This is a genomic window from Sphingorhabdus sp. Alg231-15, from assembly GCF_900149705.1.
Taxonomy (GTDB): Bacteria; Pseudomonadota; Alphaproteobacteria; order Sphingomonadales; family Sphingomonadaceae; genus Parasphingorhabdus.
Genome location: NZ_LT703001.1, coordinates 926,400 through 942,773, shown reverse-complemented (window position 1 = coordinate 942,773; position 16,374 = coordinate 926,400). Strand labels below are relative to the sequence as shown.

At 53.0% G+C, this 16,374-nt stretch carries 13 protein-coding genes and 1 tRNA gene; 7 read left to right on the top strand and 7 right to left on the bottom strand.

Going from position 1 to position 16,374, the window contains the following annotated elements:
* The first annotated feature begins 9 nt into the window (after window positions 1-9).
* From DG177_RS04550 to DG177_RS04525, 6 genes are all read left to right on the top strand, one after another.
* Window positions 10-1,437: a glycosyl transferase family protein gene (locus DG177_RS04550; protein ID WP_108810410.1), complete on the top strand. Its 1,428-nt coding sequence runs from the start codon at window positions 10-12 to the stop codon at window positions 1,435-1,437.
* A 5-nt stretch (window positions 1,438-1,442) separates the two neighbouring features.
* The gene (locus DG177_RS04545; protein ID WP_108810409.1) at window positions 1,443-2,513 is read left to right on the top strand and encodes a hypothetical protein; all 1,071 of its coding nucleotides are present in this window, start codon (window positions 1,443-1,445) and stop codon (window positions 2,511-2,513) included.
* 101 nt (window positions 2,514-2,614) lie between these two features.
* Window positions 2,615-3,529: a TSUP family transporter gene (locus tag DG177_RS04540; RefSeq protein WP_108810408.1), complete on the top strand. Its 915-nt coding sequence runs from the start codon at window positions 2,615-2,617 to the stop codon at window positions 3,527-3,529.
* A complete protein-coding gene (locus tag DG177_RS04535) occupies window positions 3,526-4,299 on the top strand; it encodes a TIGR02186 family protein (protein ID WP_337658506.1) in 774 nt (257 codons plus the stop codon). The genes DG177_RS04540 and DG177_RS04535 overlap by 4 nt, the downstream gene beginning before the upstream one ends.
* A gap of 110 nt (window positions 4,300-4,409) precedes the next feature.
* Entirely contained in the window at window positions 4,410-6,122 is a 1,713-nt protein-coding gene (locus tag DG177_RS04530; protein WP_108810407.1) for a helicase HerA domain-containing protein, read from the top strand.
* Between the two features lie 128 nt (window positions 6,123-6,250).
* The gene (locus DG177_RS04525) at window positions 6,251-6,688 is read left to right on the top strand and encodes a hypothetical protein (protein ID WP_108810406.1); all 438 of its coding nucleotides are present in this window, start codon (window positions 6,251-6,253) and stop codon (window positions 6,686-6,688) included.
* A gap of 346 nt (window positions 6,689-7,034) precedes the next feature.
* Here DG177_RS04525 and DG177_RS04520 read toward each other — a convergent pair whose 3' ends face one another.
* From DG177_RS04520 to DG177_RS04490, 7 genes are all read right to left on the bottom strand, one after another.
* Window positions 7,035-7,439: a GxxExxY protein gene (locus DG177_RS04520; protein WP_108810405.1), complete on the bottom strand. Its 405-nt coding sequence runs from the start codon at window positions 7,437-7,439 to the stop codon at window positions 7,035-7,037.
* A 44-nt stretch (window positions 7,440-7,483) separates the two neighbouring features.
* Window positions 7,484-10,375 carry a valine--tRNA ligase gene (locus DG177_RS04515; RefSeq protein ID WP_108810404.1) on the bottom strand — a complete coding sequence of 964 codons (2,892 nt, stop codon included), beginning with the start codon at window positions 10,373-10,375 and terminating at the stop codon, window positions 7,484-7,486.
* A 31-nt stretch (window positions 10,376-10,406) separates the two neighbouring features.
* Window positions 10,407-11,078, bottom strand: coding sequence for an enoyl-CoA hydratase/isomerase family protein (locus tag DG177_RS04510; RefSeq protein WP_337658505.1), 672 nt, complete (start codon window positions 11,076-11,078; stop codon window positions 10,407-10,409).
* Window positions 11,075-13,084, bottom strand: coding sequence for a S9 family peptidase (locus tag DG177_RS04505; RefSeq protein ID WP_337658504.1), 2,010 nt, complete (start codon window positions 13,082-13,084; stop codon window positions 11,075-11,077). Before DG177_RS04505 ends, DG177_RS04510 begins: the two co-directional genes overlap by 4 nt.
* A 124-nt stretch (window positions 13,085-13,208) precedes the next feature.
* On the bottom strand, window positions 13,209-13,775 hold the full coding sequence (locus DG177_RS04500) for a DUF2497 domain-containing protein (protein WP_108810401.1): 567 nt from the start codon (window positions 13,773-13,775) through the stop codon (window positions 13,209-13,211).
* A 97-nt stretch (window positions 13,776-13,872) separates the two neighbouring features.
* Complete coding sequence (locus tag DG177_RS04495) at window positions 13,873-15,336, bottom strand: TolC family outer membrane protein (protein WP_108810400.1); 1,464 nt, start codon at window positions 15,334-15,336, stop codon at window positions 13,873-13,875.
* Between the two features lie 43 nt (window positions 15,337-15,379).
* Window positions 15,380-16,033: a protein-L-isoaspartate O-methyltransferase family protein gene (locus tag DG177_RS04490; protein ID WP_337658503.1), complete on the bottom strand. Its 654-nt coding sequence runs from the start codon at window positions 16,031-16,033 to the stop codon at window positions 15,380-15,382.
* Between the two features lie 253 nt (window positions 16,034-16,286).
* Here DG177_RS04490 and DG177_RS04485 point away from each other — a divergent pair.
* A tRNA-Cys gene (locus DG177_RS04485) sits at window positions 16,287-16,360 on the top strand.
* The last annotated feature ends 14 nt before the right edge of the window (window positions 16,361-16,374 follow it).

The window sequence follows — 16,374 nt, the reverse complement described above, 5'->3', positions numbered from 1 at the left end:
CCTCAACAAATGAATGACTATATTCTGCCTGCTGTGGATGCCGTACAAAAGGAACTGCTTCTTTTTGCGAGCTTGTGTTTCATCATAGGATCCATCGATGACATCATATTTGATGTTATGTGGATGGCGCATAGCGTGAAGCGAAAATTGCTGGTCTACCGCCGATATGAACGGGTTTTGGTAGAAAATCTGCCGCGATCCGATGCTGATCAGCCCCTGGCCGTTTTTGTACCGGCATGGCGCGAAGCACCGGTCATAGGCGCAATGTTGCGACGCTGCTTGGAACAATGGCATCATCAAAACTATCGGATTTATGTCGGTTGTTATCCCAATGACGGAGAGACAATCGCTGCCGTCGCCAACATTGCACAAGGGAACGCCAACATACGGATCATAATCTGCGATGATGATGGTCCGACCTCGAAAGCGGACTGTCTCAACCGGCTCTGGCGCGCCTTGTGCATGGATGAAATTCTCGAATCGAAAAACTATAAAGCCGTAATCCTTCAGGATGCCGAGGATCTGGTGCACCCGCAGGCGCTGGAATTATTTGATTATCTTATCGAGCGCGCTGCGTTGGTGCAGATACCGGTGATCCCACGCCGTGCCGCACGATCGCTTTGGGTTGCAGGTCATTATGGTGATGAGTTTGCCGAATTGCACGGCAAACAAATGGTGCTCAGGGAGGCCCTTGGTGTCGCCATGCCGTCTGCTGGCGTTGGTTGTGCTTTCCGACGTGACGCGCTCGGACGATTGGCTTCGCAAACGCAGGGGAAGCCGTTCGATGCGGCAAGCCTCACCGAGGATTACGAGCTTGGTTTGAAACTCACTGGGCGAGCAGAATCGCGCGGAATTTTTGCGCGTGTCAAAGATCAACACGGCCAATGGGTCGCAACGCAGGAGTTTTTTCCTGAAAGCTTTGAAGATGCGATAAGGCAAAAGAGCCGGTGGATGACCGGTATCGCTCTATCGGGATGGGATCGTCTCGGTTGGAAAAATTGCTGGCGCGAGAACTGGATGCGCCTTCGTGACCGCAAAGCAAGTTTCGCTGCCCTCGTTCTGGCGCTGGCCTATTTGGCGATGCTGCTTACGGCTTTGCTCTATCTTCTTGATCTGACAGGCTTTTATCAACCTGATCCAGTTTCCGATTTGCTTGGAGCGATGCTGGTGATCAATGGACTATTCTTATGCTGGCGTCTTGCGATCAAGGGCTATTTTGTTTTTTCGCTCTATGGTTTGAGAGAGGCGCTATTGTCTGTGCCTCGGACATTTGTAGCCAATGTGATAAACATGCTGGCGGCGAGGCGAGCTCTGTTTCAATATCTTAAAACCCTGTCCGGAAATCCTATTCGATGGGAAAAAACCAACCATTTCTATCCAGATATGGCTGAGGTGAAGAGATTGAAACCCTCTGGTCGCTTGGTCCGGAAACGGTAATCACCATGGCAGTCAATCAAGGCGCGCCGTTAAAGGCGCTATCAACGATCGCTGCCTTTTGGATATTGGGACGAATGGTTTGGCAGAGCGTAAATCCGGTGACGGAAGTGGGGGCGATGCCCATTGATGAGCCAAGGGTGCATCATTCGCAAACTGCTCTTGTTCAAATGCCGATATTGTCTCCGGCTCGATTTGCGCGGGTTCGACCACTGATTGATTCAAAAGAACAAGGGGGTGTTGAGCATAGTATCGCCCAGGACGGTTTTCTGACCAGTGTGGACAGTGTGCAGTCGGTGGAGTCATCGACCGCATCCCGGTTAACAGTTGCAAAGCGCGAAGCTTTGAATTCAGTAGACCCTTTCTCGGTGAAATCACCAGATCGACTACTCAATCCGCAAGCTTTCGCAAAGAATGAGCAAATATCGAACCCGTTTACGGGATATTTCTGGATCTTTGCGCGGGAAGACAGTTTGTCGCCTAAAGCAGCCTTATCGCCAAATGGCCAATATGGGGGCAGTCAGGCCGGCGGGATTTTATCCTATCGTTTCTCTGGCGACGACAGAACCAGTCTGGTTGCTTTTGTCCGAGCGTCGACACCTCTTTCGGCAAGTGGTGATGAAGAGTTGGCGATAGGCATAAAGGCAAAGCCGCTGAATAATCTTCCCATATCGCTTTATGCCGAGCAACGCGTTGGTCCCGGTTCATTTGGCAATCGCGGGACGGCGCTCTATGTCGCTGGCGGAACAGGCCCGGACCTTGTGATCGCCAAAACCAGTTTGGAGACTTATGGTCAAGCCGGTTATCTGTTTTCAGAGGATGACAGCCATTTCTTCGATATGGCAGCGACATTGCAACGAACCATATTAGAACGCGGCAAGTACCGGATGACAATGGGTGCTGGAGGCTGGGCCGGCGGACAGAAAGGTTTGCATCGGATTGATATCGGGCCACGTGCCAATATTCATCTACCAGTTGGCAAGACCGATTTGCGGGTATCGCTGGACTGGCGTCAACGTATTGCTGGCAATGCAGCCCCTGATTCCGGGGTTGCGATCACGGTGAGCAGTGGCTTTTGATCCGCTTTCAGCGCAAACCAGTCCGAATTCTTCGAATTTCTTGATCATTCTGGGGTCAAGTCCCTTTATCCTGTGACGAAAAGGGATTAGTCCTTGGAAATATGGATATTTACCTCCCAATAGCCAATTTGTCGGTTGATGCTTTCGTCATCGTACTGCTTGGCGGGTTGGTTGGTATCCTGTCCGGCATGTTTGGTGTCGGTGGCGGGTTCCTGACAACACCGCTGCTGATCTTCTACGGTATACCGCCAACTGTCGCAGCTGCATCGGCATCAACACAGGTGACGGGCGCTAGTATTTCCGGCGTTGCTGCTCATATGCGCCGGAAAGGGGTCGATTTCCGGATGGGAGCCGTACTCGTCGTTGGCGGTATGTTTGGTACGCTCATTGGCACGGCACTTTTTCAGCTTTTACAAAATCTGGGCCAGATCGATACCGTAATTTCAGTGCTCTATGTTCTGATGCTGGGCAGCATTGGCGGTATGATGGCTAAAGAATCATGGGGCAGCGTGAAAGCGGTTCGATCAGGAAAACCGTTGCCGGCGCGTAAGAGGCGGCATCATCCGCTGGTTGCCAATCTGCCGATGCGGTGGCGATTCTATCGCTCCGGGCTGTATATTTCACCGATCGCTCCTTTCATGCTTGGACTGATGACCGGGATATTGACGATGCTGCTTGGTGTCGGTGGCGGGTTTATCATGGTGCCAGCGATGCTGTATTTGCTTGGCATGGGCGCGCAAGTGGTGGTTGGAACGTCGCTGTTTCAGATATTATTTGTTACGATTGCGTCAACCATGATGCACAGCATGACCACGAGGGCCGTTGATATCGTGCTGGCAGGATTGCTGCTGATTGGCAGTGTCACCGGCGCCCAGCTGGGGGCAAAATTTGCTCAGCGGATGCGGCCTGAATATCTTCGGCTGACGCTGGCCATCATGGTTTTGCTGGTCGCCGTTCGAATGGCCTTGGGACTGGGCTTCCAGCCGGACGAGATCTATACGGTGCAGCTGTTATGATGGCGGTCCGATCCAAATTGATGAGGCTGCTTTGCGGTCTGGGCATATTGTTTTTTGCCACCGCCAATACGCCGGTGCTGGTGCCCGATGTGTCGCAGGACAAGATCAGCATCAAGGGCGATTTCAATGGCGCTCAGCTGCTTTTATTTGGCGCGATCACTTATCCGCCGGGCACACAGAATCGCGAGCAGGCGGATATTGTCGTTGTTCTGAAAGGTCCTACGGAATCGATTGTCGTACGCGAGAAGCAACAGGTAGCGGGCATCTGGATCAACGCGGCGAGCAGCGAGTTTCGATCGGCTCCAGGCTATTATGCGGTTGCCTCTTCGCGGCCGATTGAAGAGATTGTCGATAACAAGACTGCCGATATTTACGAGCTGGGCCTCAACCATCTCCAGCTGTCACCGGCCGGTGCCATTGATAGCAGGGAAATTGGTCGTTTTACCAGCGGTCTGGTGGACCTGAACAGCCGCGGCCGACTATATAAAAACCTCCCGAACAGCGTCGAGATTACCGATTCCGTTCTCTATCAGGCACGGATCAATCTGCCGGCAAGTGTCCCGGTCGGCGAATATTCCGCCGAAACTTTCCTGATCATCGATGGCCGGGTCGAAGCGGCGGAGATAAAGGATATTACGATCGAGAAAATCGGCCTGGGGCGTTTCATTACCAATTTGTCTCAGCAAAATGGCTTTATCTATGGCCTGCTGGCGGTTTTGATCTCGGTCATTCTGGGATGGGCCGCTGGCTATCTGTTCCGCAAAATCTGACGCTTAGCTCTATTCAGGCCGCTCTTTACCTTTTTGTAAGGCCGGTAAATATTCCTTAACCATGATGGCTTAATCCTGCTGCCAGATAAACAACACAGGATTGTGCCTTCATGTCAGATATGGGTTCCCATAATTTTCCAGCGGCCCGGCCGCTTCCGCAGGTTGAAGATGAGCAGGACGCTCCTGCGGCTTCCCATAGTCCTACGGCGACGCCCAAGCGGTCTGAAGGCCATAAGATTGGTGAAGTCATCGAAATTGCCGGATCCGGTTCACGCATCGTCATGGATGCTGCGGTACTGGCGAGCCTGACTGAACATCCCGATGCGACCGTAAAAATGGCCGGACAGGTTGGTAGTCAGGTCAAGATCCGTGTTGGCAAAACCTGGCTGCTCGCCAATATTCGAACACAAAGGCTCTATGAAGGGCAGGGTGGTTTGATCACCGCCGAGATCGATTTTCTTGGCGAAGGCGATGAAGAACGCCTGACCGGTCATATCTATAATTTCCGCCGCGGTGTGACCCGCTATCCGGTTCCCGGATCGCTCATCTATGCGGTAACAACCGCCGACCTGAAGCAGGTTTATGCTTCGGACGGGCGCGCCAATGTTGAAATCGGGACGGTCTATCCCACCGATGATATTCGTGGAGCCCTTTATGTGGACTCGATGCTCGGCAAGCATTTCGCGCTGCTGGGTTCCACCGGTACCGGTAAATCAACATCGGCCGCGCTGATCCTTCACAAGATATGCGATATTGCGCCAGAGGGTCATATCCTGATGATTGACCCTCACGGAGAATATTCAGCCGCATTCAAGACCAATGGCCGCCTGTTCGATGTGAACAACCTGAACCTGCCCTATTGGCTGATGAACTTTCAGGAACATTGTGAAGTATTTGTGCAGTCCACCGGCGATGCCAAACAGATGGATTGCGATATTCTCGCAAAATGCTTGCTGGCTGCCAAATCCAAGAGTCAGGCAGCGCAAGGGGTTGCCAAGCTGACCGTGGATAGTCCGGTGCCTTATCTTTTGTCCGATCTGACAACGATCATTCAGAATGAGATGGGCAAGCTCGATAAATCGACAAACACCGCGCCATTCATGCGGTTGAAGACCAAGATTGACGAGATCAAGGCCGATCCGCGCTATAGTTTCATGTTCTCAGGTATGCTCGTCGGCGACACGATGGCGGACTTCCTGTCAAAAATTTTCCGCCTACCATCGGATGGCAAGCCGATTTCCATTATCGACGTTTCAGCGGTTCCATCAGAAATCACGCCGACGGTTGTTGCAGTCTTGAGCCGACTGGTTTTCGACTATTCCATCTGGGCCAAAAACGAACCCAGCCGGCCCATCCTGTTGGTCTGTGAAGAAGCTCACCGCTACATTCCCAATGATGATGTCGGCGGCGAAAGCAGTGTCCGTGACATATTGAGCCGGATTGCCAAAGAGGGGCGTAAATATGGTGTGTCGCTGGGTCTGATTACGCAGCGTCCTTCGGATTTGGCCGAGGGTGTGTTGTCGCAATGCGGTACGATCCTGTCGATGCGACTGAACAACGACCGAGATCAGGCTTTTGTTAAAGCGGCAATGCCTGAGGGCGCGCGCGGCTTCCTGGATTCCATTCCGGCTCTACGAAACCGTGAGATTATCTGTTGCGGTGAGGGTGTCGCCATTCCGATCCGGGTGTCGCTCGATACACTGGCAGAAGAAAAACGTCCGGCATCCGAAGATCCGCTCTTCTCTGAACTGTGGCGTGAGCATGGTGGCGAAGAAGAGATTATTCAGCGGGTTATCAAGCGCTGGAGAAGCCAGGGGCGCTAATCCCCAAGCCGACATTTGTCTTTGTTCGTAGGTTGTTGGTCGAACACCAATAGCGTCACCATCCATTGCGATTACTTATGTAGTCGAAAGGTGAGGCATATTGCCCGCCCGTTGGATGGAGAAGCAAAATGACAACAAGAAAATTTGCAGGAGTAATGGCTGGACTCGCGGTCATTGCAATGACATCAATTGTTCCTCTTGCCGCCAGCAAGGCGCATGACGGCAAGCATAAATATGACAGGAAGTGGAGCGAAAACCTCGCCAAGAAGATTGAGGCGAAGGTTCAAGCTGGCATGGCCAAAGGCGCAATTGGGATGGAAAAAGGCGCCGACAAAATGCTGCGCGGCGCTGACAAGATGGAAGCCTATGCCGATCGGTTGGAGAGCGATGCAGCTTTTCGTGAATCCGAGGCAGCCAAGCGGAATAAGTGGAACGAAGGGAATATGACGGCAGACGAGCTGTTGAAACAAGCGCCGGAATTTCGCCGTGGTGCCGTGGAGATGCGCGAAGGTGCGGCGGAGATGCGAAGAGCAGCCGAACAGATGCGGCGTGGTGATACCAATTAGGGCTCTGCTTTGTTTCTCTTTCCTGGGGAGAGAGAAGTGACTTGATCTTGGACGGTGTCAGGGGTGTTTTACGCAAAGTGCGCTAGGATTTTGAAGAGGTTAGTGGAAGAATTTGTGGTTGTTGCCCTACTTGATCAGGGGGGGGCGGTCGTTAAACGCTACGCGTTTGAGTTCGTACCCCCGGCGACAGCCGCATCAATTCCCCCACTGGCTCCATCCCCAAGATCAACCACAAAAACCACCCTCTTAAAAACCTTAGCGCCCTTCGCGTAAACCAATTACCCAATCTTAAAAAGTCCGCTTCGCGGAGAAGTTTTACGCAATGCACGCAAAGATTTTTAAGAGGTTAGCGGCTATTTGTTCGGGGTAGGCGGTAATTGTTTGCTACGCGCCTGAGTCCTTCTTTCAATGTGATACCGCCGAAATTGATGAGGAGGCCCAATGGCAGTTTCATGAGCCGTAGGTAGGTTAGTGTCTGACGGGTATGGATTGGAAAAAGCCGTTCCACGGCTTTGATTTCTAGCAGTAGGCTGTCGTCGACCAGTATGTCCGCCCGAAAAGCGCCGGGAAAATCCAAACCATCAATCCGCGTGCCGACGGGCATTTGGCGATCAACCTTCATGCCTAGCTTGCGCAACCGGTTAGCGAGAACCTGCTCATAAACCGATTCCAACAGACCAGGCCCCAAATCAACATGAACGCCCAGTGCCGCATCAATTACCCGGCTTGCTCTATTCTCAAGATCGACCACAAAACTGCCCTCTTGAGAACCTTAGCGCCCTTTGCGTGAAACCCTTACCCCAAACGCGCAAGAGCCGCTTGCAAGCGTTCAGCCTCAGCAGTCTTATCAGCCAAGTCCGCCCGCGCTTTTTCCACTGCTTCCGGTTTGGCTTTCTCGACAAAATTGGCGTTGCCCAGTCGGCCTTCGAGAGACTTGGCTTCCTTGGACACGCCTTCCAGCGCTTTGCCAAGACGCGCTTTTTCCGCATCAATATCAATCGCACCAGCCAGGGGCAGCACATAGGTTGCACCGTCGATAACGATTTGTGCGGTTGCGCCCTCAGGAGCAGGATCAAAGGAGAAACTCTCCAAACGGCCGACCCGATCCAGCGCAGATGCCTGCCGTGCAATCCGTTGCTGCAAGGCATCATCGCCATCGCGAACATGGGCGGTCATCTTGGTGCCCGGCGCGATGTTGAGTTCGACCTTCGCTGTACGGGTTGCAGAGATCAGGCGAATGAGCCAGTCCACTTCCGCCTTGGCTTCCTCGTCAATGTCCGCTTTTGGCTCAGGCCATTTCGCAACAATCAGATCATAGTTCCGGCCACCGGTTTCCGAAGCCATGCTGTGCCATAATTCTTCGGTAATGAACGGCATGAACGGGTGGAGCATGACAATGATCTGGTCGAGCACCCAACCGGCAACCGCGCGGGTTTCATTCGCAGCCGCGGCATCATCGCCTTGCAGAAGCGGTTTGATCAGTTCGAGATACCAGTCGCAGAACCGATCCCAAGTGAAGTGATAAATCGTGTTCGCCGCAGCATCAAAACGCAGGTCGCCCAGCGCCTTGTCGAGTGTCGCCAGGGTTTCGGTGACTTCTGAAATAATCCAGCGGTTGACCGGCAGCTTGGCTTCTGGCGCACGTAGCGTTTTGCTCGCGCCAATGCCATTCACTTCACAGAAGCGCGAGGCATTCCACAGCTTGGTCGCAAAGTTGCGATAGCCCTCAACCCGCTTGTCATCCATCTTGATGTCGCGGCCCTGGCTTTCCATTGCCGCCATGAAGAAGCGCAAAGCATCAGCGCCATATTGATCAATCAGGCCGAGCGGATCGACCACATTGCCCTTGGATTTTGACATTTTCGAACCATCTTCGGCGCGGACCAGCCCGTGCAGATAGAGCCGCTTCCACGGAACATCCTTCATAAATTGAATGCCCTGCATCGCCATGCGCGCATCCCAGAAGAACAGGATATCAAAGCCGGAGATCAGCAGATCATTGGGGTAGTGGCGCTTGAGGTCGTCGGTTTCTTCGGGCCAGCCCAGTGTGCCGAACGGCCAGAGAGCAGAGGAGAACCATGTGTCGAGGACGTCAGGATCTTGCCATACCGGAGCATGAGTAGCCATCTTTTCAGGATTATCTAGTGTGTATGCTACCGCTGCTGTTCTATCTGCAACTACAACAATTTCGCGATTGTAGAATTCTTTGGCAGCATCAATCATACTTCTTTCGGATTCAGAGACAAAGACCTTGTCATTGATTGTCGATCCAGCGTTGCGAAGTTCGTCGTTATCCGGAATGTGAATAGAAAGCCGATTTTCACCGTGCAGTTCGAATCCAAACCAAGCTGGTATCCGATGCCCCCACCATAGCTGGCGCGACACACACCAAGGCTGGATATTTTCCATCCAGTTGAACCAGGTCTTTTCCCAGGTCTTCGGTACGATCTCAATGCTGCCATCGCGGACGGCCTTGATTGCAGGTTGCGCCAAAGTTTCGGCATCAACATACCATTGGTCGGTCAGCCACGGTTCAATCACCACGCCGCCGCGATCACCAAAAGGTGTCGCGATGGTGCGCGGCTCGGCGTCATGTTCTACTTCTTCGCCATCCTTGTTTTTGGTAACGTGCGGGATCAGACAGCCGAGCTCCTTCATCCGTTGCACCACCAGTTCGCGGGCACCACTCACACCATCTTTCTTGAAACGATGCAGGCCAATAAATTCGTCGGGCACCAGGCCGTCAGCGCTCTGGCAAACATTGGCTTCGCCATCGAGCATGTTGAGCATTTCGCCAGCCGCAAAACCGGCGCGCTTGCCGACTTCGAAATCGTTAAAGTCATGGCCCGGTGTGATTTTCACCGCGCCGCTGCCCAATTCAGGATCAGCATGTTCGTCGGCGACGATCTTAAATCTACGCCCAGTAATCGGCTGTTCAATCTCTTTGCCGATCACGCTCTTATAGCGATCGTCGCTAGGGTGCACGGCGACCGCCATATCGGCGAGCATTGTTTCCGGGCGTGTGGTCGCGACCTCAATATAATCTTGCCCGTTATCCAATTTCACACCGTCAGCCAGCGGATATTTGAAATGCCAGAAGCTGCCCTTCATATCGGTGGTTTCAACTTCCAGATCGGAAATCGCGGTTTTCAGCGCTGGATCCCAGTTGACCAGCCGCTTGTCACGGTAAATCAGGCCATCATTATAGAGATCAACAAAGACCTTGAGCACCGCTTCGTTCATGCCTTCGTCCATGGTGAAACGTTCGTTCGACCAGTCCATCGAACAGCCGAGACGGCGGAGCTGACCAGTGATTGTACCACCGGATTCCTCTTTCCATTCCCAGACTTTTTCGACAAATTCTTCACGGGTAAAATCGGTGCGTTTTTGCTGACGCTCGTTCATTTGCCGCTCGACAACCATTTGGGTCGCAATACCCGCATGGTCCATGCCGACAACCCAAAGCGCATCTTTGCCCTTCAGCCGTTCGTGACGGATGATGATATCCTGCAACGTATTGTCGAGTGCGTGACCAATGTGCAAACTTCCGGTAACATTGGGCGGCGGATTGACGATCGTAAACGGCTCCGCATCATCCCGTTCAGGGCGAAACTGGCCGGATTGTTCCCAATGTGCATACCAGCGCGCTTCAATGGCCGCCGGATCGAAATTTTTGTCTAATGTCATGCGCTGCCTTTGCCAGCGCTTGCGCCGTTATTCAACCGTTCAAAATTGCATCTATTTCGGCATTGGCTTTCGCGCGCAACTGACGCTTGCATGCAGCAAATCCCGGTTGCGCGTTCAGCTCTTGCGCCTTTGCCACCGACTTCTCGATTAAATCGCCCGGCATCAGGGTCGCTTCAACCAATCCGGCGCCAATCGCCTCATTGGGTTTCAGCAGCATGCTCGACAGCGCCAGGCGCCGCCGCCATGAGGGCTCCAGCCAATGGTCCAATATCGCCTGCGGAACAGGCGGGAAAGGCAGGCCCGCCTTCGCTTCGGGCAGACCGATTTTGTAATTTCCGGAAGCCGCATAAATCCAATCGGCGCACAGCATCATGATTCCGCCAGCGCCAATGGCGTTTCCATTCACCGCGCAGACAAACGCACAGGGTAGGCGGTGAAGCGATGCGGCAAAAGCGTTGATCGCCGCAATGGCTTGTTTTTGTCCTTCTTCATCGAGTGACGCGGCGATCTTGGTATCCATTCCGCAGGTGAAATGCTCGCCAGCACCGGTAAGCACAACGCCACCCTTAGGTTCATCTTCCGCCAATTTCCGGAAAACTTCGGTGCCCTCATTGAGCAATTCGGTCGACAGCGTGTTACGCGGCGCGTTGGTTAGGGTGACGATAACGGTGTCGCCATCAGTTTCGGTGGGAAAAAAGCTCATTCGCTTTGGCCTTCCTTGGTCCATCGAGCCATCCAGTCGAACACCGTATTGTGCCATTGGACGCTATTTTTTCCCTTCAGTACCCAGTGGTTTTCATCTGCGAAAATCAACAGCTTGGATGGGATATTGCGTTCCTGTGCATAGGTGAACGGCATTAGTGACTGGGTATAGGGTATGCGGAAATCCTTCTCGCCATGGATGAACAAAGTCGGTGTCTTCCATTTGTCGATATGCTGGATCGGATTCCATTTTTCCGGATCAGCACGTTCCCACCACGGGCCGCCATGATCCCATTGATCGAACCACAATTCTTCGGTCGAGAAGGCAAAGCTGCGCAGGTCGAATATACCGGCATGGTTGATGATGCAGTCAAACTGGTCCGGCCATTGGCCAGCAATCCAGTTCATCATATAGCCGCCATAGCTGGCACCCAAGGCGCAGGACCGTGTACCGTCAATCTGCTTGTCAACTTTCAGCGCCGCTGCATGACCGAGTTTCAGGTCTTCGAGCGGCTTGCCCCCCCAATCCTGATTGATGCTATCCATGAATTCCTGACCATAGCCAGCCGAGCCATGGAAATCGATTGTCACGACCGCATAGCCTTGCGACGCCATTACCTTGGGATTCCAACGGGTTGACCAGCTATCACCGAAGCTGCCCTGAGGGCCGCCATGAACCAGGAACGCCATCGGCAGCTTGCCCTTCGCGCCTGCCGGCTTGATGATCTGACCCCAGACCTGATGGCCTCCAGCCCCTTTGAAATTGAACCGTTCCACGGCCACTTCGTCAATCTCCGCCAACGCATTACCGTTGATATTGGTAAGCTGCGTCACCGTCCCATCAGCAGCCCGCCGATAGATATCAACAGGTGCCTGCAGGCTCTTTTTGGTGAAGATCATTGATCCGTCTTTAAGCGGTATGATATTACCGACACTGCCGTTTTTGGTCAGACGTGTCACGCTGCCATCGGCAATATCAACACGAAAGGCGGCATAGTCCAGGACTTCAGAAGCGGTGACGATCAAAGCCTTGCTATCGGGCGTCCAGGTGATTGAACTGACAGAGCGATCCCAGTCACCGGCAAGTACCACCGGTTCTTTCTCGCCCTTGCGGTGCAATTTGATCACTTTCCGGTCGCTCTCATAGCCAGGGCGCTCCATCGCGGCCCATGCCCGCCATTCGTCATCCGGAGAAAAAGCAGGGAGTGTGTCGGTAGCATCGCCATTACCCGGCATTTGCTTGGGCTTACCAGAAGATATGGCAACACCGTAGATATCTAAATCAGTCGACTTGGGTTCATTGCGATCCGCTTTACGCAGAACAAAGGCGAGCCCACGTCCGCTTGGGGACCAGGAAATTTCTTCCCCGCCGCCAAAAGGCTTTGAGGGACTGTCGCCGACGAGATCTCCATCTAGTGGCATGGCTGTGCCGCTGAGTTTTCCATCCTGTAAGTCAAAAGCAAAAATACGGCTGTAAACTCCAGGGGTTTCCCAACTCGACCAGTGACGGACGAAAAGTTCGTCATATTCGCGTCCGGTGCCGGGGCCGGGCAGGGCGCGATTGCCATCATTGTCTTTGATTTCAGCACAACCAAATGTCGGGCAGTCTTTTGCGATATCGCCCCAGACCGCAATCTTATCGCCCTTTGGTGACAATTTGAAACCGGCAATATCGGCCTTGAGATCACTGGCCTGTACCGGCTCTCCGGTTTGCCCCCCTGCGTTTATCGCGACTTGCCAAAGCTGCTCCGATTCGCTGATATCAGAGAGATAATACAGCCGCTTGCCGTCCGCAGAGAATGATGGGCTATGTTCACTGGCATTCGCTTGGTCGGCAATGCGAACCGGACGAGCTTTCGGTGTGCTCAGATCGAGCAAATAGAGCGCCGTTGTTCGTTTATAGCTTTCGGGATTGGTCTCGGTGACGCCAAAGGCTGTCCATTTTTCGTCAGGAGACACGGCAACGGAACCGACTCGTTTTAGCGTCGCTAGGTCTTCCGCAGTCATCGGTCGCGCAGAGGCGATGGGGGTGGTTAGAACGCTGCCCGTTATCAACAGGGCAAGGCATGACAGTTTTGATCGATTTTTCATGAGCAGAGTTTAGCACGGCTCACAATGTTATCAATCGAGATTACTGGTCGTTAAGGCGCTGAATTTCGCGAGCAACCATTTCCTCAACCAGTTGCGGTAAATTCTGATCGAGCCATTCTTTTAGCATCGGCCGCATGAGGTCACGGGTCAGGTCTTCCAAGGATGTCTGCTGGCTGGACTTGGCTGGTTGCGAGCTCTTGGTACCTTCCATGGCTACAAGCGCAGACAGCGATTGGCGCATCGAATCAAGCTTTTGATCGTTGATCAGCCGTTCTTCCTTACGGCGGTCACCAAAAACACCGTGCGCCGAACTTGGGCCGTTGTCCATGACCTCGTTGGTCAATTCAAGCACACCGTCATCATCTGTGGTGTTTACAACAGGCTTTTTGGTGTTTTCTTTTTTGGTGGCTATGTTTTTCGGCAATGGTGCGATCGGTGTCACATTGTCAACGACAGGCTTGAGGCGAGGCGAAGTGGCTTTCGCTTCGGCAGCATCTTCTTCTTTGTCCGCTGGGCGATCGGTCTCAATCGCTTTATCCTCGGCGATGATTCGCTTAATTGATGACAGAATCTCTTCCATGGACGATTCTTTATTTTGTTCCGCCATGTGCAAAACCCCTAAAGCTCAAAAAACTAACGCTGCTATTGGTTGCTTAGCGCATTAACCACATTGTCGGCAACCATTCCCGGCACATCAGATGTGATTAGTCGCGTTGTCCTGTTTCAGGCAGAGGTTCAATATCAGCGGTTTGTGCTGGCGTATCAATCGTACGTGTCGCCTTCGGTTCAGGATCAGGATCCGTCTGAAAATCGTAAAACTGATCCTTTACGCGCTCGTAATTGACTTCGGGATCATAGAGCGGTCCGCCTTCCAACCCGAGATCACGTGCTTCGGCACGGCCCATTGCCGCAAGTAAAGTAAATCCTGCAACATAGCTGTTTCGACGCGCTGTCACCAGTTGGACCTGAGCGTTCAGCAATTCTTGTTCGGCATTCAAAATATCCAATATAGTCCTGTTTCCAACACTATTTTCAGCGCGAACACCTTCCAGAGACAAGGCGCTGGCCGCTACAGCACGTTCAGAAGACTGGATCACCCGTTCGGACGCGCGCCAGCTGGAATAGGCCGCGCGCGTTTGCGCGATGACATCGCGCTCTGCTGCAATGACCTGCTCATAGGCTTGGCCAGACCGCGCTTGTGCTTGGCGGACTTGCGCGGCGGGCCGACCTCCTTGGTAGATTGGCACGGTCAGGCGCACTCCAGCTTCCGCGTTCGATTGTTCCTGAACAACGTTCACTCCCGGAACATTACCGCCCAATGTGTTGAGAAAATTCACATAACTGCCTTGTGCATAGGCTTCGATAGTGGGTTTAACAGCGCCGCGGGCCGCCTTGATATCAATTTCCGATGCTGCGCTTCGTTCTTTGGCGGCGAGCAGATCAGGATTAGATTGCAGAGCGATATCCACTGCTTCGTCAGGCGCTTTCGGGAGATTGGGCAGCGGTGGAGGCGATTGCAATTCGCCGGGAACCTGTCCTACCAAGGCGATATAGTTTTCCTTGCTTGAGATCAGATTAGCCCGAGCCGATTCTAGTTCTCCTTTAGCGACCTCTAGTCGTGATTCGGACTGGGCGACATCGGTCCGGGTCAGGTCACCAATTTCGAAGCGATCACTGGTCGCTTCCAAATTTACGGAAAGCACGCCGACATTCGCACGATTTAGTCGCACCACAGCTTCGTCGCGCATTACATCCATATAGGCTGCGACCACATTGCTGAACAGGCTGGCTTCAGTTCCGCGCAGACTATATTGGCCAGCGGCAACCCGGGTCTTCGCTGCACGCACCGCGTTTTTGACTCTGCCACCAGAATAAATCGGGACATTAAGCTCGCCGCCCGCGCTGACTTGGCGAAGAGGAGCATTAAAACTATTCGAGTTGCGCAGGAAATTTTCCTGAAAAGTAAATCTGGAACCCGAATTCGGTCGTCCATCGGCTTTAGCGATTGCGACATTTTCATCCTCCGCACGCTGCGCTGCCTGAGCGCCGGATAATGTCGGGTTCGTCTTGTATGCCGCGACAAACGCTTCGCGAAGTGTGTCCGCATGCGCTGATGTGGAGAAAGTTGCAATGGCGACAGCGCTAAGCAACATAATGCGCTTACTCATCAAAAAACGTCTCCTGGAATTTATGTGCAGTGCAGACCGCATATTAGAAACTGAAACTTTTCGCTTTTTCGAAGCCGGGCAGGGCAACGCCGCCACAATCCGCGAAATATTGGTATCCGATTGTCTCGCCAACCTTGTGCCCGATCGCAAGTCTTGCAACACCCTTATCCATGATCGCGCCAACCAGACGACCTTCGGGAGCCAGTTGCTTGGCCAATGCTGCCGGAAATTCTTCGACAATACCGTCAATAACGATAACGGAATAAGGACCCTGGGCGGCGAAGCCATCAACATGATTTCTTCTTTCGACCTGCACATTGTCCAGGTCAGCAAGATTAGACTTCGCTTTTGCGGCCAGCTTGGCTGACTGTTCGACTGCGACGACCGAGCCCGCCAGATCTGCGATGACCGCAGCCGTATAGCCGGTCGCTGCACCGATAAGCAGGACCGTATCATTTTTGGTCAGTTCTGCGGTGTTCAGCAATCGACCGGTGGCGAGCGGTGCGTTGAGCGAACGCCCTTCACCAATATTAACACCACGATCAGAATAAGCGATATTGCGGGCGGAGGCTGGAACAAAATTTTCGCGAGCCACATGGCTCATCGCAGCAATAACACGAGGATCGCTGACATCGGTCGTTCGTAATTGGCTGACAACCATCGCTTTGCGCATTTCACTGAAGTTTTCGTGACCCACTATACCACCCTTAAGACGTCCATGTTTTGCCCTAAAAATTCAATTCTCTGAAACGGCTATGCCATCTCTGTATTATTAAGGCAATACAGTATGAATATTTTTCAGGAGCTTCTAGCCTTACTTAGCGGTATCGCCAAGACGGATTTCAGGGTTTTTCTTTCTACCGCGACTTTTGCGTTACATTATCATCGATGTGCATGAGCAGGTTGGGGTTGACATTGGCGGTAAAGCGAAGCAATTGCGCTTCCTCTCCGGCCCGATGGCGGAGTGGTGACGCAGCGGATTGCAAATCCGTGTACGCCGGTTCGATTCCGGCTCGGGCCTCCATTTTTCATTGCAAA

Coding starts and splice junctions, on each gene's coding strand:
- DG177_RS04540 (WP_108810408.1), top strand. CDS start 2,615: ATGGATATTTACCTCCCAATAGCCAATTTGTCGGTTGATGCTTTCGTC.
- DG177_RS04505 (WP_337658504.1), bottom strand. CDS start 13,084: ATGACTGCGGAAGACCTAGCGACGCTAAAACGAGTCGGTTCCGTTGCC.
- DG177_RS04500 (WP_108810401.1), bottom strand. CDS start 13,775: ATGGCGGAACAAAATAAAGAATCGTCCATGGAAGAGATTCTGTCATCA.
- DG177_RS04525 (WP_108810406.1), top strand. CDS start 6,251: ATGACAACAAGAAAATTTGCAGGAGTAATGGCTGGACTCGCGGTCATT.
- DG177_RS04510 (WP_337658505.1), bottom strand. CDS start 11,078: ATGAGCTTTTTTCCCACCGAAACTGATGGCGACACCGTTATCGTCACC.
- DG177_RS04495 (WP_108810400.1), bottom strand. CDS start 15,336: ATGAGTAAGCGCATTATGTTGCTTAGCGCTGTCGCCATTGCAACTTTC.
- DG177_RS04535 (WP_337658506.1), top strand. CDS start 3,526: ATGATGGCGGTCCGATCCAAATTGATGAGGCTGCTTTGCGGTCTGGGC.
- DG177_RS04545 (WP_108810409.1), top strand. CDS start 1,443: ATGGCAGTCAATCAAGGCGCGCCGTTAAAGGCGCTATCAACGATCGCT.
- DG177_RS04530 (WP_108810407.1), top strand. CDS start 4,410: ATGTCAGATATGGGTTCCCATAATTTTCCAGCGGCCCGGCCGCTTCCG.
- DG177_RS04515 (WP_108810404.1), bottom strand. CDS start 10,375: ATGACATTAGACAAAAATTTCGATCCGGCGGCCATTGAAGCGCGCTGG.
- DG177_RS04550 (WP_108810410.1), top strand. CDS start 10: ATGAATGACTATATTCTGCCTGCTGTGGATGCCGTACAAAAGGAACTG.